This window comes from Parazoarcus sp. PS-13 R2A (assembly GCF_057621855.1).
Genome location: NZ_JBYEXN010000005.1, coordinates 52,617 through 67,190, shown reverse-complemented (window position 1 = coordinate 67,190; position 14,574 = coordinate 52,617). Strand labels below are relative to the sequence as shown.

The 14,574-nt window shown below is 60.8% G+C and carries 17 protein-coding genes; 16 read left to right on the top strand and 1 reads right to left on the bottom strand.

What is annotated here, in order from left to right; translation table 11 throughout:
* Positions 1 to 26 precede the first annotated feature (26 nt).
* The 5 genes from fabD to AC22G6_RS06875 all read left to right on the top strand — a co-directional run bounded on the left by fabD (position 27) and on the right by AC22G6_RS06875 (position 3,827).
* Complete coding sequence (fabD, locus tag AC22G6_RS06895) at positions 27 to 962, top strand: ACP S-malonyltransferase (protein ID WP_487366157.1); 936 nt, start codon at positions 27 to 29, stop codon at positions 960 to 962.
* The gene (gene fabG, locus AC22G6_RS06890) at positions 959 to 1,708 is read left to right on the top strand and encodes a 3-oxoacyl-ACP reductase FabG (protein ID WP_487366156.1); all 750 of its coding nucleotides are present in this window, start codon (positions 959 to 961) and stop codon (positions 1,706 to 1,708) included. Before fabD ends, fabG begins: the two co-directional genes overlap by 4 nt.
* 91 nt (positions 1,709 to 1,799) lie before the next feature.
* Positions 1,800 to 2,039, top strand: a complete 240-nt coding sequence (gene acpP, locus AC22G6_RS06885) for an acyl carrier protein (protein ID WP_108951194.1) — start codon at positions 1,800 to 1,802, stop codon at positions 2,037 to 2,039.
* Between the two features lie 80 nt (positions 2,040 to 2,119).
* Positions 2,120 to 3,355 (top strand): beta-ketoacyl-ACP synthase II, encoded by a 1,236-nt coding sequence (fabF, locus tag AC22G6_RS06880; protein WP_487366155.1) that lies wholly within the window; start codon positions 2,120 to 2,122, stop codon positions 3,353 to 3,355.
* 22 nt (positions 3,356 to 3,377) lie between these two features.
* On the top strand, positions 3,378 to 3,827 hold the full coding sequence (locus AC22G6_RS06875) for a protein YgfX (RefSeq protein WP_487366154.1): 450 nt from the start codon (positions 3,378 to 3,380) through the stop codon (positions 3,825 to 3,827).
* Here the strand turns inward: AC22G6_RS06875 and nadB are convergent.
* Entirely contained in the window at positions 3,817 to 5,406 is a 1,590-nt protein-coding gene (nadB, locus tag AC22G6_RS06870; protein ID WP_487366153.1) for an L-aspartate oxidase, read from the bottom strand. The genes AC22G6_RS06875 and nadB overlap by 11 nt on opposite strands.
* A gap of 257 nt (positions 5,407 to 5,663) precedes the next feature.
* Between nadB and rpoE the strand changes: the two genes are divergently transcribed.
* Genes rpoE through era form a run of 11 tightly spaced genes read left to right on the top strand, consistent with a single transcriptional unit; the run spans position 5,664 to position 14,567 of the window.
* Positions 5,664 to 6,263 (top strand): RNA polymerase sigma factor RpoE, encoded by a 600-nt coding sequence (gene rpoE, locus AC22G6_RS06865; RefSeq protein WP_108948210.1) that lies wholly within the window; start codon positions 5,664 to 5,666, stop codon positions 6,261 to 6,263.
* Positions 6,264 to 6,272: 9 nt separating this feature from the next.
* Entirely contained in the window at positions 6,273 to 6,815 is a 543-nt protein-coding gene (locus AC22G6_RS06860; protein ID WP_487366152.1) for a sigma-E factor negative regulatory protein, read from the top strand.
* Positions 6,812 to 7,780 (top strand): MucB/RseB C-terminal domain-containing protein, encoded by a 969-nt coding sequence (locus AC22G6_RS06855; RefSeq protein ID WP_487366151.1) that lies wholly within the window; start codon positions 6,812 to 6,814, stop codon positions 7,778 to 7,780. The genes AC22G6_RS06860 and AC22G6_RS06855 overlap by 4 nt, the downstream gene beginning before the upstream one ends.
* Positions 7,777 to 8,244 carry a SoxR reducing system RseC family protein gene (locus AC22G6_RS06850; RefSeq protein WP_487366150.1) on the top strand — a complete coding sequence of 156 codons (468 nt, stop codon included), beginning with the start codon at positions 7,777 to 7,779 and terminating at the stop codon, positions 8,242 to 8,244. The genes AC22G6_RS06855 and AC22G6_RS06850 overlap by 4 nt, the downstream gene beginning before the upstream one ends.
* Complete coding sequence (locus tag AC22G6_RS06845; RefSeq protein WP_487366149.1) at positions 8,241 to 9,650, top strand: Do family serine endopeptidase; 1,410 nt, start codon at positions 8,241 to 8,243, stop codon at positions 9,648 to 9,650. The genes AC22G6_RS06850 and AC22G6_RS06845 overlap by 4 nt, the downstream gene beginning before the upstream one ends.
* Positions 9,647 to 9,907, top strand: a complete 261-nt coding sequence (locus AC22G6_RS06840) for a glutaredoxin family protein (RefSeq protein WP_487366148.1) — start codon at positions 9,647 to 9,649, stop codon at positions 9,905 to 9,907. The genes AC22G6_RS06845 and AC22G6_RS06840 overlap by 4 nt, the downstream gene beginning before the upstream one ends.
* A gap of 53 nt (positions 9,908 to 9,960) precedes the next feature.
* Complete coding sequence (gene lepA, locus AC22G6_RS06835) at positions 9,961 to 11,757, top strand: translation elongation factor 4 (RefSeq protein ID WP_487366147.1); 1,797 nt, start codon at positions 9,961 to 9,963, stop codon at positions 11,755 to 11,757.
* A 47-nt stretch (positions 11,758 to 11,804) separates the two neighbouring features.
* Positions 11,805 to 12,593, top strand: coding sequence for a signal peptidase I (lepB, locus tag AC22G6_RS06830; RefSeq protein ID WP_487366146.1), 789 nt, complete (start codon positions 11,805 to 11,807; stop codon positions 12,591 to 12,593).
* 17 nt (positions 12,594 to 12,610) lie between these two features.
* Positions 12,611 to 12,973 (top strand): DUF4845 domain-containing protein, encoded by a 363-nt coding sequence (locus AC22G6_RS06825; RefSeq protein ID WP_487366145.1) that lies wholly within the window; start codon positions 12,611 to 12,613, stop codon positions 12,971 to 12,973.
* Positions 12,973 to 13,650 carry a ribonuclease III gene (gene rnc / locus AC22G6_RS06820; RefSeq protein WP_487366144.1) on the top strand — a complete coding sequence of 226 codons (678 nt, stop codon included), beginning with the start codon at positions 12,973 to 12,975 and terminating at the stop codon, positions 13,648 to 13,650. The genes AC22G6_RS06825 and rnc overlap by 1 nt, the downstream gene beginning before the upstream one ends.
* Entirely contained in the window at positions 13,647 to 14,567 is a 921-nt protein-coding gene (era, locus tag AC22G6_RS06815; RefSeq protein WP_487366143.1) for a GTPase Era, read from the top strand. Before rnc ends, era begins: the two co-directional genes overlap by 4 nt.
* The last annotated feature ends 7 nt before the right edge of the window (positions 14,568 to 14,574 follow it).

The following is a 14,574-nucleotide window of genomic DNA, read 5'->3' as shown; positions in this document are numbered from 1 at the left end:
CCTTCCTTCATTCAAACGGAGAGATGATGGCATTTGCACTGGTTTTCCCCGGCCAGGGGTCGCAGGCGGTTGGCATGATGACCGCGTACGGCGAGTCTGCAATCATTCGCGAAACGTTCGCCGAGGCCTCGGAGGCACTTGGCGAGGATCTGTGGCAGATGGTGTGCGAAGGTCCGGCCGAGCGTCTGTCGCTCACGGTTAACACTCAGCCGCTGATGCTGACTGCCGGCGTTGCTGCATATCGTGCGTGGCTCGACGCGGGCGGCCCCAAGCCAGCCCTGGTTGCCGGGCACAGCCTGGGTGAATATTCGGCGCTGGTCGCCGCCGGCGCACTCGCATTTGGCGATGCCGTTCCGCTGGTGCGCTTCCGTGCACAGGCCATGCAGGAAGCCGTTCCCGCCGGCGAAGGTGCAATGGCTGCCTTGCTTGGCCTTGAGGTGGATGCCGTGCGCGAAGCCTGTCAGGAAGCCGCGCAGGGTGAGGTGGTCGAGGCCGCCAATCTGAATGCGCCGGGTCAGATCGTGATTGCCGGGGCAAGGGCCGCAGTAGAACGCGCGATTGAAGCAGCCAAGGCGCGCGGTGCAAAACGTGCCATGCTGCTGCCGGTGTCGGCGCCCTTTCACTGCGCCCTGATGGGACCTGCAGCGGAGCGCCTGGCCGAGCGCCTGAAGACGGTCAATGTCATGACGCCGTCAATCGAAGTGCTCAATAATGTGGATGTTGCGGTGTGTGCCGATCCGGCGCAGATCCGTGATGCACTCGTGCGGCAGGCTTTTTCGCCGGTGCGCTGGATCGAAACCATCCAGTCGATGGCAGGCCGTGGGATGACGCACATCATCGAGTGCGGACCCGGTAAAGTGCTGGCAGGCATGACCAAGCGTATTGCCAAGGAAGTTGAGAGCGGCTCGGTTCATGATGCAGCCAGTCTTGAGCAGATGATTGCCACAGTGAGGTCAGCATGAGTTTTTCGCTTGAAGGTCAGGTCGCACTGGTGACCGGCGCATCGCGCGGCATCGGACGTGCGGTTGCGATGGAACTGGGTCGCCTCGGTGCGACCGTGATTGGTACGGCAACGTCGGAGAACGGCGCTGCCGAGATCGAGGCAGCAATCGCCGAAGCTGGATTCAAGGGTGCGGGACTGGTGCTCAACGTCACCGACGCTGCAGCCTGCGAGGCAGTCGTCGGCGATATAGAGAAGCGCTTCGGTGCCGTTGGCATTCTGGTGAACAACGCCGGCATTACCCGCGACAACCTTGCAATGCGCATGAAGGACGAGGAGTGGGATGGCGTCATCGACACCAACCTCAAAGCCGTGTTTCGCATGTCGCGACTGGTCATGCGCGGCATGATGAAGGCCCGCACCGGCCGCATCATCAATATTACGTCGGTGGTTGCCAGTGCCGGCAACCCCGGCCAGGCAAACTACGCAGCAGCCAAGGCGGGTGTCGCCGGCATGAGCCGCGCGCTGGCGCGCGAGCTGGGCAGCCGGAATATTACGGTCAACTGCGTGGCACCCGGATTCATCGATACGGACATGACGCGCGCCATGCCCGATGCGGCGCGCGATGCGCTGCTCGGCAACATCGCGCTGGGCCGTCTTGGACGCCCGGAAGAGATCGCCGGAGCGGTGGTTTTCCTCGCTTCGCCGGCCGCGGCCTACGTGACCGGCACCACCTTGCATGTGAATGGTGGAATGTACATGTCGTGAACGCTTGTCGCGATAGCGGAAGCGTTCCTTTTTGGTAGAATACACAGGTTTTTTTCTAACACACCTGCACTTTCAGGGAAGGAGTATGTTCATGGAGAACATCGAACAGCGCGTAAGAAAGATCGTTGCTGAGCAACTTGGCGTAAACGAATCGGAGATCAAGAACGAATCTTCGTTCGTGGATGATCTCGGCGCAGATTCGCTGGACACCGTGGAACTGGTCATGGCACTGGAAGAAGAGTTCGAGTGCGAGATTCCGGACGAAGAGGCCGAGAAGATCACCAACGTTCAACAGGCGATTGACTACGTCACCGCCCACCTCAAGAAGTAATTGCTTTCTTTCCGGACACCGCCGCGGTGGTGTCCGGATCGATCCTCATTCCTCCGCCTTGATTCCTTACGGAGATGCCCGTGTCGCGTCGTAGAGTCGTCGTCACCGGTCTGGGACTCGTCTCGCCGGTCGGCAATACCGTTCCCGAAGCCTGGGAAAACCTGATTGCCGGCAAGAGCGGCATCGGCCCTATCACCCGTTTCGATGCCAGTGCCTTCTCGGCCCGCATTGCTGGTGAAGTCAAGGATTTTGACGTCACCACCTATCTTTCCGCGAAGGAAGCACGCCGCATGGATGTCTTCATCCATTACGGCATGGCAGCCGGCATCCAGGCGATTCGGGACTCCGGAATCGAGGTGACAGCAGCAAACGCCGAACGCATCGGCGTCAATATCGGGTCTGGCATCGGCGGATTGCCGATGATCGAAGATACCCATGCAGATTTTGTTGCCGGTGGTCCGCGCAAGATCTCGCCGTTCTTCATTCCTGGCACGATCATCAACATGATCTCGGGTAACCTGTCCATCATGTATGGCATGAAGGGCCCGAACATCGCCGTCGTCACCGCATGTACGACAGGGCTTCACGCCATTGGCCTGAGCTCGCGCATGATCGAGTACGGTGATGCCGACGTGATGGTTTGCGGTGGTGCAGAATCCACGGTGACCGAACTCGCAGTCGGCGGCTTTGCGTCTGCAAAGGCACTGTCGACGCGCAACGACGACCCCGCCACGGCCAGCCGTCCCTGGGACAAGGGCCGCGACGGTTTCGTGCTGGGCGAGGGTGCCGGCGTGCTCGTGCTCGAAGAATACGAGCACGCGGTCAAGCGTGGCGCCAAGATCTACGCCGAGCTTTCCGGCTTCGGCATGAGTGGTGATGCTTACCACATGACAGCACCCGACACCGACGGTCCGCGTCGCAGCATGGTGAATGCACTGGCAAATGCCGGCATCAACTGCAGCGATGTCGACTACCTCAATGCACATGGCACGTCGACACCGCTCGGCGACAAGAACGAGACCGAGGCAATCAAGCTCGCTTTCGGTGCGGATGCCGCAAAGGGGCTGGTGGTGAACTCCACCAAGTCGATGACCGGACATCTGCTCGGCGGTGCTGGCGGCCTTGAGTCGATCTTTACCGTTCTCGCAGTACACCATCAGATTTCGCCGCCGACCATGAACATCTTCGAGCAGGATCCCGAGTGTGATCTGGATTACTGCGCGAACGAAGCGCGTTCGATGAAGATCGATGTGGCGATGAAGAACAACTTCGGTTTCGGCGGTACGAACGGAACCCTGGTGTTCCGGAGGGTGTAATTTTGGGCGAGCGGCGGCACGCATGGTGTTTCCGCTCTCCCTGACGCTTCGAAGTTCCCGGGGCGTTCTGGCGTCAGTTTTCGCTGCACACGGTGCTGCGGGGCTGGCGCTTTTTCATGCGATGCGCTCCCCGTGGCTGCTCGCGGGTGGCGTCGGACTGATCTTCCTCTCGGCGCTTGCTGGCTGGCGTGGCGAACTCAGGAAACAGGGCGTCGTGCTTGCACTGCAGGCGGACGGCGGCGTCAGTGTGAAGCGTGGCAACAGCGCGCCGGTGTTTGCCCGCGTGCGGCCCGATGCCGTTGTGTTCTCGTGGGTAGCATGGTTCGCGCTGGAGATACCGGAAACGGAAAGGGCAGGGCGTGCGCAACTACGGCTGATGCTGGTGAGGGCGAATCTTCATCCGGATAAATGGCGCAGCCTTCAGGTGTGGCTGCGCCATCGCGCACTTGGCGCACCCGAGCCTAGCGCTTGAGCTTTCGCGGCCGCAGTATGGTGTCCCGTGCCCTGGGAAGCGTATCGGGAAAGTCCCTCGAGTGGTGCAGCCCACGGCTTTCCTTGCGTTTCAGCGCGCACTGCACGATCAGGTCTGCTGTCACGACCAGATTCCGGAGCTCGATCAGGTCGTTGGAGACGCGGAAGTTCGAGTAGTAGTCGTGAATCTCGCGCTCGAGCAGGCGAATACGGTGCTGCGCCCGCTGCAGTCGCTTGGTTGTACGCACGATGCCAACGTAATCCCACATTGCACGGCGGAGTTCGGCCCAGTTGTGCGAAATGACGACTTCCTCGTCGGCATCCGTTACCCGGCTCTCATCCCATTCAGGCAGCAGATAGATCGGCTTGTTGGCGTTGGCAAGAATGTCCTGCGCCGCCGCCTCGCCGAAAACCAGACACTCCAGCAGGGAGTTGCTCGCCAGACGGTTGGCGCCGTGCAGACCGGTGCCCGCCGATTCTCCGACGGCATAGAGTGCCTGCACGTCGGTTCGCGCCGAGAGATCGGTGACGATGCCGCCACAGGAATAGTGCGCTGCCGGCACGACAGGAATTGGCTCGCGCGTGATGTCGATGCCGAGCTCGAGGCAGCGCGCATGAATGTTCGGAAAATGGTTGCGCAGCCAGTCTGCCGGCTTGTGGCTGATGTCGAGATAGACGCAATCGAGGCCGCGCTTCTTCATCTCGAAGTCGATTGCGCGCGCAACGATGTCCCGGGGCGCCAGTTCTTCGCGGGGGTCATGCTCGGGCATGAAGCGGTTGCCATCTGGCAGGCGAAGCAGGCCACCTTCGCCCCGGACCGCTTCCGAGATCAGGAAGGACTTTGCCTGAGGATGGTAGAGGCAGGTCGGATGAAACTGGATGAACTCCATGTTCCTGACCCGGCAACCTGCACGCCAGGCCATCGCGACACCGTCCCCCGTCGCCACGTCGGGGTTGGTAGTGTAGAGATAGACCTTGCCGGTGCCGCCGGTCGCAAGCACCGTGCTGCGGGCGCTGAACGTGACCACATGCTCCTGGCGGATGTCGAGCACGTAGGCTCCGACGCAGCCGGTATCGGGGCGTCCGATCTTCTCGCCGAGCACGAGATCGATGGCGATGTGGTGCTCAAAGATATCAATGTTCGGGTGGGCGCGTACCTCTTCGCTGAGGGTGGCCTGGACCGCTGCGCCGGTCGCGTCTGCAGCATGGATGATGCGGCGATGAGAATGGCCGCCCTCACGGGTCAGGTGGTAGCCAAGCGCCGACTGGTCTTCCCGGGTGAACGGCACGCCGCGATTGATCAGCCACTCGATGGCCCTGCGGCCGTGCTCGACAACGAACCGCGTGGCTGCAGGGTCGCACAGACCGGCGCCTGCAGTGAAGGTGTCCTGGATGTGCGCTTCAATACTGTCGGTGGTATCCAGTACCGCAGCAATACCGCCTTGTGCCCAGGCACTTGCACTATCGGCAAGCTCCCGTTTTGTGACGATGGCAACCCGCAGGCGGTCAGCGAGTCGCAGTGCGAGCGACTGACCTGCGGTGCCGCTCCCCAGAATGAGAACGTCGTACTGTTTGTGCAAGATGGCGGCCAAACGAATGGGTGAAGCTGCCAAATATATCACGCAGCCACGGGAGTGGGCGGCTGCAAGCCTTCCGTCATGCCCGATGCCGCTTTTAATGTCTATCGAATGGCGTAACGGACCCGATACCCCTGTTACCCTCTGAACTAATTTTGCAGCCACCGGTCTTCAACCACAGAGCTTGATTTTGCTGTGTCTGCGGGCGGTCGCTTATACTTTGGCAGATTATTCATTCTCCGAAGAAGAACAGACCCCCAATGAGCGATCGTGAAATCGATCAGCAGCTGGTCGAACGCGTGCAGCGTGGCGACAAACAGGCCTTCGGCTTGCTGGTAAGCAAATACCAGCGGAAGCTGAATCGCCTGCTGTCGCGCCTGATTCGTGATCCGGCCGAAGTTGAAGATGTGGCCCAGGAGACATTCATCAAGGCTTATCGTGCCTTGGGCTCGTTCCGGGGTGAAAGTGCTTTTTATACGTGGTTGTACAGAATCGGTATCAACACCGCGAAGAATTACCTTGTATCGCAGCGGCGCAGAGCGCCAACGTCTACAGGGTTCGATTCGGAAGATGCCGAGACATTTGAGGATGGTGATCAGCTTCGTGACAACAACACGCCAGAGCGGCTGTTGATGACGAAGCAGATTGCCGAGACGGTGGACGAGGCGATGGCGGGGCTGCCCGAAGAGTTGCGAACGGCGATCATGCTGCGCGAGCTCGAGGGGCTCAGTTATGAAGAGATCGCCAACATCATGGACTGCCCCATCGGGACGGTTCGCTCCCGGATTTTCCGTGCGCGGGAGTCGATTGCTGAACGACTTCGGCCGTTGCTTGATACGGCTCACGACAAACGTTGGTAGGTGGCTGGCATGAACGAAAAACTTTCTGCACTGATGGACGGTGATCTTGATAATCAGTCTGTGCGCCTGATGGTCGACCGTCTGAACCGCGAAGACTCGCTGAAGAAGGACTGGGATGTTTACTGTCTGATCGGCGATGTGATTCGCGGGGATCAACAAGGCGCACCGGATATGGTGGCCCGCGTGATGGCAGGGCTGGATGACGAGCCCACTGTGCTCGCGCCGCGGCCGATGCCCGCCGAGGTTTCGCGCCGTGCGGTGTGGCATTCCCTGATGCCGATTGCGGCCTCGGTGATGGGCGTGGCCGCAGTTGGCCTGGTCGCCGCGACCATGTACACCGGCGACGCTGGAATAGCCCCGGTTGCCGCCGTGCCCCGTGTAGTCACGATGGCGCCGGTCCAGAATGTATCGGTGACTGCACCCGCATCGGTCGAGACCCGTCATCGCGAATACCTTTTCGTGCATCAGGCCTCCACGGGCGCAGGGCCGATGCCCAGCGCACTTCAGTACGTCAGGACGGTATCAGCACAGTCCGAGGAAACCTCCCGATGAGGTTCTGGCTTGTTGCGGTAGGCCTGTTTTCCTTGTTTTTTCAGTCCGTCGCCAGTGCCGAAGCGCCTTCGGATCCACTGTCATGGCTGGGCAAGATTTCGACGGCCAGCCAGCGTCTCAATTACGTTGGCACCTTTACCTATCAGTCGGGCAAGCAGATCGAGACGTCCCGCATTGCGCACCGGGCCAATGGTGACGGCGAGTACGAACGTCTCGAGGTGCTCGACGGCAGTCCGCGCGAGGTCATTCGCAGCGCCGGCGAGGTACGCTGCGTGCTGCCCGAACAGCGGACGGTGATCATTGACCAGCCCGGCAGCCGCCGTGTCTTTCCCGCGCGCCTGCCCGCGTCGTTCAACGGACTTGCCGAAAGCTACCGGATCCGCAAGGGCGAACGCGGGCGTGTTGCCGGCTACGAAGCGCAATCCATCATTCTGGAACCACGGGACGACATGCGTTATGGCCACGTGCTGTGGGCAGAAGTGCAGACCGGACTGCTGCTCAAGTCACGGATGGTGGATACGCGCGGCGAGATGATCGAGCAGTTTACGTTCAGCGACCTTCGTATTGGCGGGGAAGTGGATAGTGCGCTGCTCAAGCCGCGTTTCAATCAGGGTGAAGGATGGCGTGTGGTCAGTGTGCGTGGCGACGAGATCAGCAAGGCTGAGTCCGGTTGGCAATTGCGCACGCCGATCAACGGTTTTCTGCTCAATTCGGTGGTGCGACGTTCGCTTGGCGCTGACCGGGGCGATGCGGTGCATATGGTCTTCAGTGACGGGCTCGCAGCCATCTCGGTGTTCATCGAGCCGACCGGACCGGAGGCTGCGGCCAATGTCGGTGCCTCCTCGAGCGGCGCAATCAATGTATTCAAGCGCACTGCCGGTGGCCACGTCGTGACGGCTCTCGGCGAGGTGCCGGCCCGCGCAGTGCAGCGCCTGGCCGAGGGCATCGAAGCGGTGTCGAAATGATCGAAGCTCCGGCCGAAGTCCTTCGCGTCGAGGCGGGGAGGGCGTGGGTTCGCCTCAGTGAGAAGCAGGGTGGGTGCGGGCGTTGTGACGAGCCTGGTGGTTGTCGTTCGATGCGAATCACGGATACCTTCGGCTCACCGAATCAGGTGTTCACCCTCGACGACACGCTTGGACTGCATCCCGGCGAGCGGGTCAGAATCACGATTCCGGACGGTGCACCTTTACGGGCAGCCCTGCTCAGTTACGGGCTTGCCGTGGTGCTGATGATCATTGGTGCGGCAGTGGGGAGCCTGTTTTCGGAAACGGCTCGTGCCGACCTCGGTGCGGGCCTGGGTGTGCTCTGCGGGCTGGGGCTTGCTGTATTCATCAATCGCCTGCTGGCGCGCAGCCGCAACTGGCGCGGCGGTCTGAGGATGACCTTGTCCCGCGATCTGACCGACTGCAGCCACGCCCACCTCTCATGAACCGGATGCTCCGTACTTCGCTGCTCGCACTGCTGCTGTGTGTGTCAGTGCTGCCTGCGCTTGCAGCCGTCAATCTGCCGGATTTCACCGCACTCGTGGAGCGGCAGGGAACGGCGGTGGTGAATATCAGCACGATATCCAATACGACCCAAAAAGCGCGCGCTTTTCCCGAGCTGGACGAGGGCGATCCGATGTTCGACTTTTTCCGTCGGATCGTGCCGCGCCAACCGCGAACCCCGCAGCCCGAACCCGACAACGAGTCGCTCGGTTCGGGTTTCATCATCAGCAGTGACGGTTTCATTCTGACCAATGCCCACGTCGTCGAAGATGCCGAGGAAATCCTCGTGCGTCTGGCGGACAAGCGGGAGTATCGAGCCCGCGTGATCGGCGCAGATGCGCGCAGCGATGTGGCACTGATCCAGATCGAGGCCAAGGGCCTGCCAAAGGTCACCCTGGGCGAGCCTGACCGCCTCAAGGTGGGCGAGTGGGTTCTGGCGATCGGTTCGCCGTTCGGTTTCGACCAGACAGTCACGGCCGGTATCGTGAGTGCGAAGGACCGCAGTCTGCCCGACGAGAACTTTGTGCCCTTCATCCAGACCGACGTTGCGATCAACCCGGGCAACTCCGGCGGTCCCTTGTTCAACCTCAAGGGCGAGGTGATCGGCATCAATTCCCAGATCTACAGCCGCACCGGTGGGTTCATGGGCCTGTCATTCGCGATTCCGATCGATGTCGCCATGGATGTGCAACAGCAGTTGCGCACGCATGGGCGCATTCAGCGCGGCCGGATTGGCGTGGCCATCCAGGAAGTCACTGTCGATCTGGCCGGGAGCTTTGGATTGCCGAAGGCGTCTGGCGCGCTCGTCAGCGCGGTCGAACCCGATAGCCCCGCCGCGCGAGCGGGAGTGGTGCGTGGCGACGTGATCGTGCGCTTCGACCGGCGCAACGTCGACAAGTCCAGCGATCTACCGCGTATCGTCGCCGCGCGACGGCCGGGCACGCGTGCGGAGATGGTGGTGTATCGCGAAGGTGCGCCGAAGGAATTGAAGGTCACGCTTGGCGAGTGGCGCGATCCGCAGACGCCGCGAGTGCGGAAGACCAGTGTACCGTCAAGCACTGGCAACCGCTTGGGTCTGGTGCTGATCAAGCCGCCATTGATCCGCGGTCGCGACCAGCCTGCTGCACAGGGTCTGATGGTCGATCGTGCGGAAGGCCCGGCAGCGCGTGCTTCGCTTCAGGTCGGTGATACCGTGCTGGCGGTCATCGTCGGTGGCAAACAGACGGCGCTCGCCAAACCAGAGGTCTTCGAACGCATCGTTGCCGAACTCAAGGAGGGGCAGCAGTTGAGTCTCCTGGTCCTGCGCGGGGAGGCCACCTCCTTCGTCAGCCTGCGTGCCGGCAAATGAGGCGGGAGCTGACCGTACTGAGCCGTGAGTGGTGTCACCTGTGCCACGATCTGGTCGCGGCCCTCGAACCCATTGCAGCAGAACTGGGCTGGACGGTGAAGGTCATCGATGTCGACCTCCATCCGGAACTCGAGGCGCGCTGGGACGAACTGGTCCCGGTTGTACTCCACGGTGAGCATGAACTCTGCCACTACCATCTCGATGAAACGGGTGTCCGTGCCTATTGCGGTGCTTTTCCGCTAGAATCCGACGCTTGACGAGGCCAACCAATTCCAGAACGGGTGCCGAAAGGCACCCTTTTTGCGTGCGCATGCAACATATCAGAAACTTCTCCATCATTGCTCATATCGATCACGGCAAGTCTACGCTGGCCGATCGACTCATTCACTTCTGCGGCGGGCTCTCCGACCGCGAGATGGAGGCGCAGGTGCTCGACTCGATGGATATCGAGCGTGAGCGCGGCATTACCATCAAGGCGCAGACTGCTGCGCTGCACTACAAGGCGAAGGACGGGAAGGTCTACAACCTCAACCTGATCGACACCCCGGGCCATGTGGACTTTTCGTACGAAGTGAGCCGCTCCCTGGCAGCGTGCGAAGGCGCCCTGCTGGTGGTCGATGCATCGCAAGGGGTTGAGGCGCAGACTGTCGCGAACTGCTACACCGCGCTCGACCAGAACGTTGAAGTCGTGCCGGTCCTGAACAAGATCGACCTGCCCGCAGCGAACCCGGAGAACGCCCGTCAGGAAATCGAGGACGTCATCGGTGTCGATGCGGCCGAGGCGATCCTGTGCTCGGCGAAAACCGGTATCGGTATCGAGGAAGTGCTCGAGGCTGTCGTGGCCAGGGTTCCCGCGCCACGTGGCAACCCTGACGGCGCCCTGAAGGCGCTTATCATCGACTCGTGGTTCGACAACTATGTTGGCGTCGTGATGCTGGTGCGCGTGGTCGACGGGATTCTCCGACCCAAGGACAGGATCCTGCTGATGTCGAACGGCGCCCAGTATCCCTGCGAACAGGTCGGGGTGTTCACGCCGAAATCCGTCAGCCGTGATCACCTGGCTGCGGGCGAAGTGGGTTTCATCATCGCCGGTATCAAGGAACTCGAGGCCGCAAAGGTCGGCGATACCGTCACCCTCGCAGGCAAGCCTGCTACCGCGCCTCTGCCCGGCTTCAAGGAAATCAAGCCGCAGGTGTTCGCCGGTCTGTATCCGGTCGAGTCGAGCGAATACGACCAGTTGCGCGACTCGCTCGAGAAGCTCCGTCTCAATGACGCGTCGCTGCAGTTCGAGCCCGAAGTGTCGCAGGCGCTCGGTTTCGGGTTCCGGTGCGGTTTCCTGGGCCTGCTGCACATGGATATCGTGCAGGAACGCCTCGAGCGCGAGTTCGACATGGACCTCATCACCACCGCGCCGACGGTGATCTATGAGGTCGTGCTCAACAGCGGTGAGGTGATCCAGGTCTCGAACCCATCGAAACTGCCAGAGCCGGGCAAGTATCAGGAGATTCGCGAGCCCATCATCACCGCAACGATTTTCCTGCCGCAGGATTACGTTGGCCCGGTGATCACGCTGTGCAACCAGAAGCGTGGCGCGCAGGTGGACATGCGATACCACGGTCGCCAGGTCCAGCTGATCTACGACATGCCGATGAACGAAGTGGTGATGGACTTCTTCGACAAGCTCAAGTCGGTTTCGCGTGGTTACGCGTCGCTTGACTACGAGTTCAAGGAGTACATCACGGCCGATCTGGTCAAGCTCGACCTGATGGTCGGTGGCGAGAAGGTCGATGCGCTGTCGGTGATCGTTCACCGGGCAAACGCGGCGTTCCGGGGCCGCGAGCTGGCGGCCAAGCTGCGTGGCCTGATTCCGCGCCAGATGTTCGATGTCGCGATCCAGGCAGCGATCGGCGCAAACATCATTGCACGCGAAACCATCAAGGCTTTGCGCAAGAACGTGCTGGCCAAGTGTTATGGCGGCGACATTTCACGCAAGAAGAAGCTGCTCGAGAAACAGAAGGAAGGCAAAAAGCGCATGAAGCAGGTCGGAAACGTCGAGATTCCGCAGGAAGCCTTCCTTGCCGTGCTGCGCACGGACGAAGGTAAGTAAACCTGCAACCAGGCGTCTCAGCGGCGTCGTAACTGACTGGAGTCTGCGTGAATTTTGCCCTGATCCTTTTTCTACTGCTCGTTGCCACAGGTGTGCTGTGGGCCTTCGACCGGTTCCATGCGCGCAAGCAGCGTGCAGCGGGCGCCCCGGCGCCGTGGTGGGTCGAGTACGGTGCGAGCTTTTTTCCGGTGATCCTGATCGTGTTCGGCCTGCGTTCGTTCATCGTCGAGCCGTTCAAGATTCCGTCCGGCTCGATGATTCCGACGCTGCTCGTGGGCGATTTCATTCTGGTGAACAAGTTCACCTATGGCATCCGCCTGCCGGTGATCAACAAGAAGGTCATCGACATCAATGATCCGGAACGCGGGGACGTCATGGTCTTTCGTTACCCGGCAGACCCTTCGATGGACTACATCAAGCGCGTTGTCGGCTTGCCGGGCGACAAGGTCGAGTACATCAACAAGCGCCTGAGCATCAACGGTGAAGCAGTACAGACCGACGAAGCCGGCAGTTACCTTCATCCGGATCGTCTCTACTATTCGCCGCAGTATGTCGAGAAGCTCGGCACGATCGAGCACAAGGTGTTGCTCGAACGCGAAGCGCCGGCCTATGTGCCGCAGGTGCTGAATTACCCCAATCGCGACAACTGTACATATACTAGCAGCGGCGTAAGCTGCACCGTGCCCCAGGGCCATTACTTCGTCATGGGCGACAACCGCGATGCCAGCAGCGACAGCCGTGTCTGGGGTTTCGTGCCGGACGAGAACATTGTCGGGCGCGCCTTTTTCATCTGGTTCAACTTCAATGACATGAAGCGAATCGGTCGCTTCCACTGATGACGGGGAATGTAGTCATGACTCAATCTCGCCAGCGCGGCCTCAGCCTGATCAGCGTGATGATTGTCGGCGGCCTGCTCGCTTTCGTACTGTTGATCGCCTTTCGCACGGTGCCCGCAATCAACGAATACATGGCGGTCGAACGCATCGTGAAACTTGTTGCCGAAGAAGGCGACGGTGGCGCGACCCTCACCGAAATGCGCCGCAGTTTTGATCGCCGCGGTCAAATCGACGACGTATCCTCCGTTACCGGTGCAGATCTGACCATCAGCAAAATTGCGGGCAAGGTCGTCGTCGAAGCAGAGTATTCGCGCAAGGTGCCCGTGGCCGGCAATGTCAGTCTTCTGTTCGACTTCCAGGTTTCGAGTGCCGGTATCTGATGTCGGAGTTCAATGAAAGGCTGCAACGCAAACTCGGCCATGTTTTCTCTGATCCAGCGTTGCTGCAGCAGGCACTGACACATCGCAGTTTTGGACAGCTCAATAACGAGCGCCTCGAATTTCTGGGTGACAGCGTACTCAACTGCGTGACTTCGATTGCGCTTTTTGAGCGATTTCCCGACCTCAAGGAAGGGGAGCTGTCGCGAGTTCGCGCTTCGCTGGTTCGCCAGGAGGCGCTTCATCGCCTGGCAATGGACCTGCAGCTTGGCGACTGTTTGCGTCTCGGTGAGGGCGAGTTGAAGTCAGGCGGCTTCCGTCGTCCATCCATCCTTGCGGACGCGGTCGAGGCCATTATCGCAGCGGTGTTTCTGGATGCCGGCTTTGAAGCCGCAAAGACCGTCATCGACCGCCTGTATGTGCCGCTGCTCGCAGAGGTGAATCCGGCTGCACCGTCCAAGGACCCGAAGACGGCGCTTCAGGAGTGGCTGCAGGGCAGGAAGATTGCCTTGCCCACCTACACCATGGTGCAGGTTCTCGGCGAAGCACATGCGCAAGAGTTTGAAGTGTCGTGCGAAGTACCGAAACTCGCCGTGCGTACGGTCGGTCGCGGCACCAGCCGCCGTGCTGCTGAGCAGCAGTCGGCCCAACTCGCACTGACCAAATTGAGGAAGAAATGAATACAACGCCGGACAAGGACGAACCCATCGACAAACCAGACTTTCGTGCTGGCTTCGTCGCCATTGTCGGTCGGCCCAACGTCGGTAAATCGACCTTGCTCAACCGTCTGATCGGGCAGAAGATCAGCATCGTGTCGAGCAAGGCGCAGACGACGCGCCACCGCGTGACGGGAATCCTGACGAACAAGGGCGCGCAGTTCATCTTTGTCGACACGCCGGGCTTTCAGACCCAGCACCGCAATGCGCTGAACCGCTCGATGAACCGTACGGTGTCGCAGGTGCTCTCCGATGTCGACCTGGTGTTCTTCGTGGTCGAAGCCGGGCGCATGGGCGACGACGACAAGCGCGTGCTCGAAGTGATTCCGGAAGACGCGAAGGTGGTTCTGGTCATCAACAAGGTGGACCAGCTCAAGGAGAAGGCCCGTCTGCTTCCGTTCATCGAAAGCGTGCGCGGTCTGCGCGACTTCGTCGAGATCGTGCCGTTGTCGGCGGAGCGCGGCAGCAACTGCGACACCCTGATCAGCGCGGCAACCCCGCTGCTGCCTGAAGGCATCGCAATGTACGAGGAAGACGAGATCACCGATCGCAGCGAACGCTTCCTTGCGGCGGAATTCCTGCGTGAGAAGCTGTTCCGCTTGCTTGGCGACGAACTGCCTTACGGCATCGCAGTCGAGATCGAGAAGTTTGAAACCGAGGGTCGTCTGCGCCGCATTCATGCAGCAGTCATCGTGGACAGGGCAGGGCACAAGGGCATCGTGATCGGCAAGGGCGGCGAAAAGCTCAAGCGCATCTCGTCGGAAGCCCGCGTCGAACTGGAGAAGCTGTTCGACGGCAAGGTGTTTCTCGAGGTGTGGGTCAAGGTCAAGAGTGGCTGGGCCGACGACGAGCGTGCGCTGAAGAGCCTCGGGTACGAGTGAGCACGCG

Coding starts and splice junctions, on each gene's coding strand:
- fabD (WP_487366157.1), top strand. CDS start 27: ATGGCATTTGCACTGGTTTTCCCCGGCCAGGGGTCGCAGGCGGTTGGC.
- fabG (WP_487366156.1), top strand. CDS start 959: ATGAGTTTTTCGCTTGAAGGTCAGGTCGCACTGGTGACCGGCGCATCG.
- acpP (WP_108951194.1), top strand. CDS start 1,800: ATGGAGAACATCGAACAGCGCGTAAGAAAGATCGTTGCTGAGCAACTT.
- AC22G6_RS06875 (WP_487366154.1), top strand. CDS start 3,378: ATGGTGTTTCCGCTCTCCCTGACGCTTCGAAGTTCCCGGGGCGTTCTG.
- rpoE (WP_108948210.1), top strand. CDS start 5,664: ATGAGCGATCGTGAAATCGATCAGCAGCTGGTCGAACGCGTGCAGCGT.
- AC22G6_RS06860 (WP_487366152.1), top strand. CDS start 6,273: ATGAACGAAAAACTTTCTGCACTGATGGACGGTGATCTTGATAATCAG.
- AC22G6_RS06855 (WP_487366151.1), top strand. CDS start 6,812: ATGAGGTTCTGGCTTGTTGCGGTAGGCCTGTTTTCCTTGTTTTTTCAG.
- AC22G6_RS06850 (WP_487366150.1), top strand. CDS start 7,777: ATGATCGAAGCTCCGGCCGAAGTCCTTCGCGTCGAGGCGGGGAGGGCG.
- AC22G6_RS06845 (WP_487366149.1), top strand. CDS start 8,241: ATGAACCGGATGCTCCGTACTTCGCTGCTCGCACTGCTGCTGTGTGTG.
- AC22G6_RS06840 (WP_487366148.1), top strand. CDS start 9,647: ATGAGGCGGGAGCTGACCGTACTGAGCCGTGAGTGGTGTCACCTGTGC.
- lepA (WP_487366147.1), top strand. CDS start 9,961: ATGCAACATATCAGAAACTTCTCCATCATTGCTCATATCGATCACGGC.
- AC22G6_RS06825 (WP_487366145.1), top strand. CDS start 12,611: ATGACTCAATCTCGCCAGCGCGGCCTCAGCCTGATCAGCGTGATGATT.
- rnc (WP_487366144.1), top strand. CDS start 12,973: ATGTCGGAGTTCAATGAAAGGCTGCAACGCAAACTCGGCCATGTTTTC.
- era (WP_487366143.1), top strand. CDS start 13,647: ATGAATACAACGCCGGACAAGGACGAACCCATCGACAAACCAGACTTT.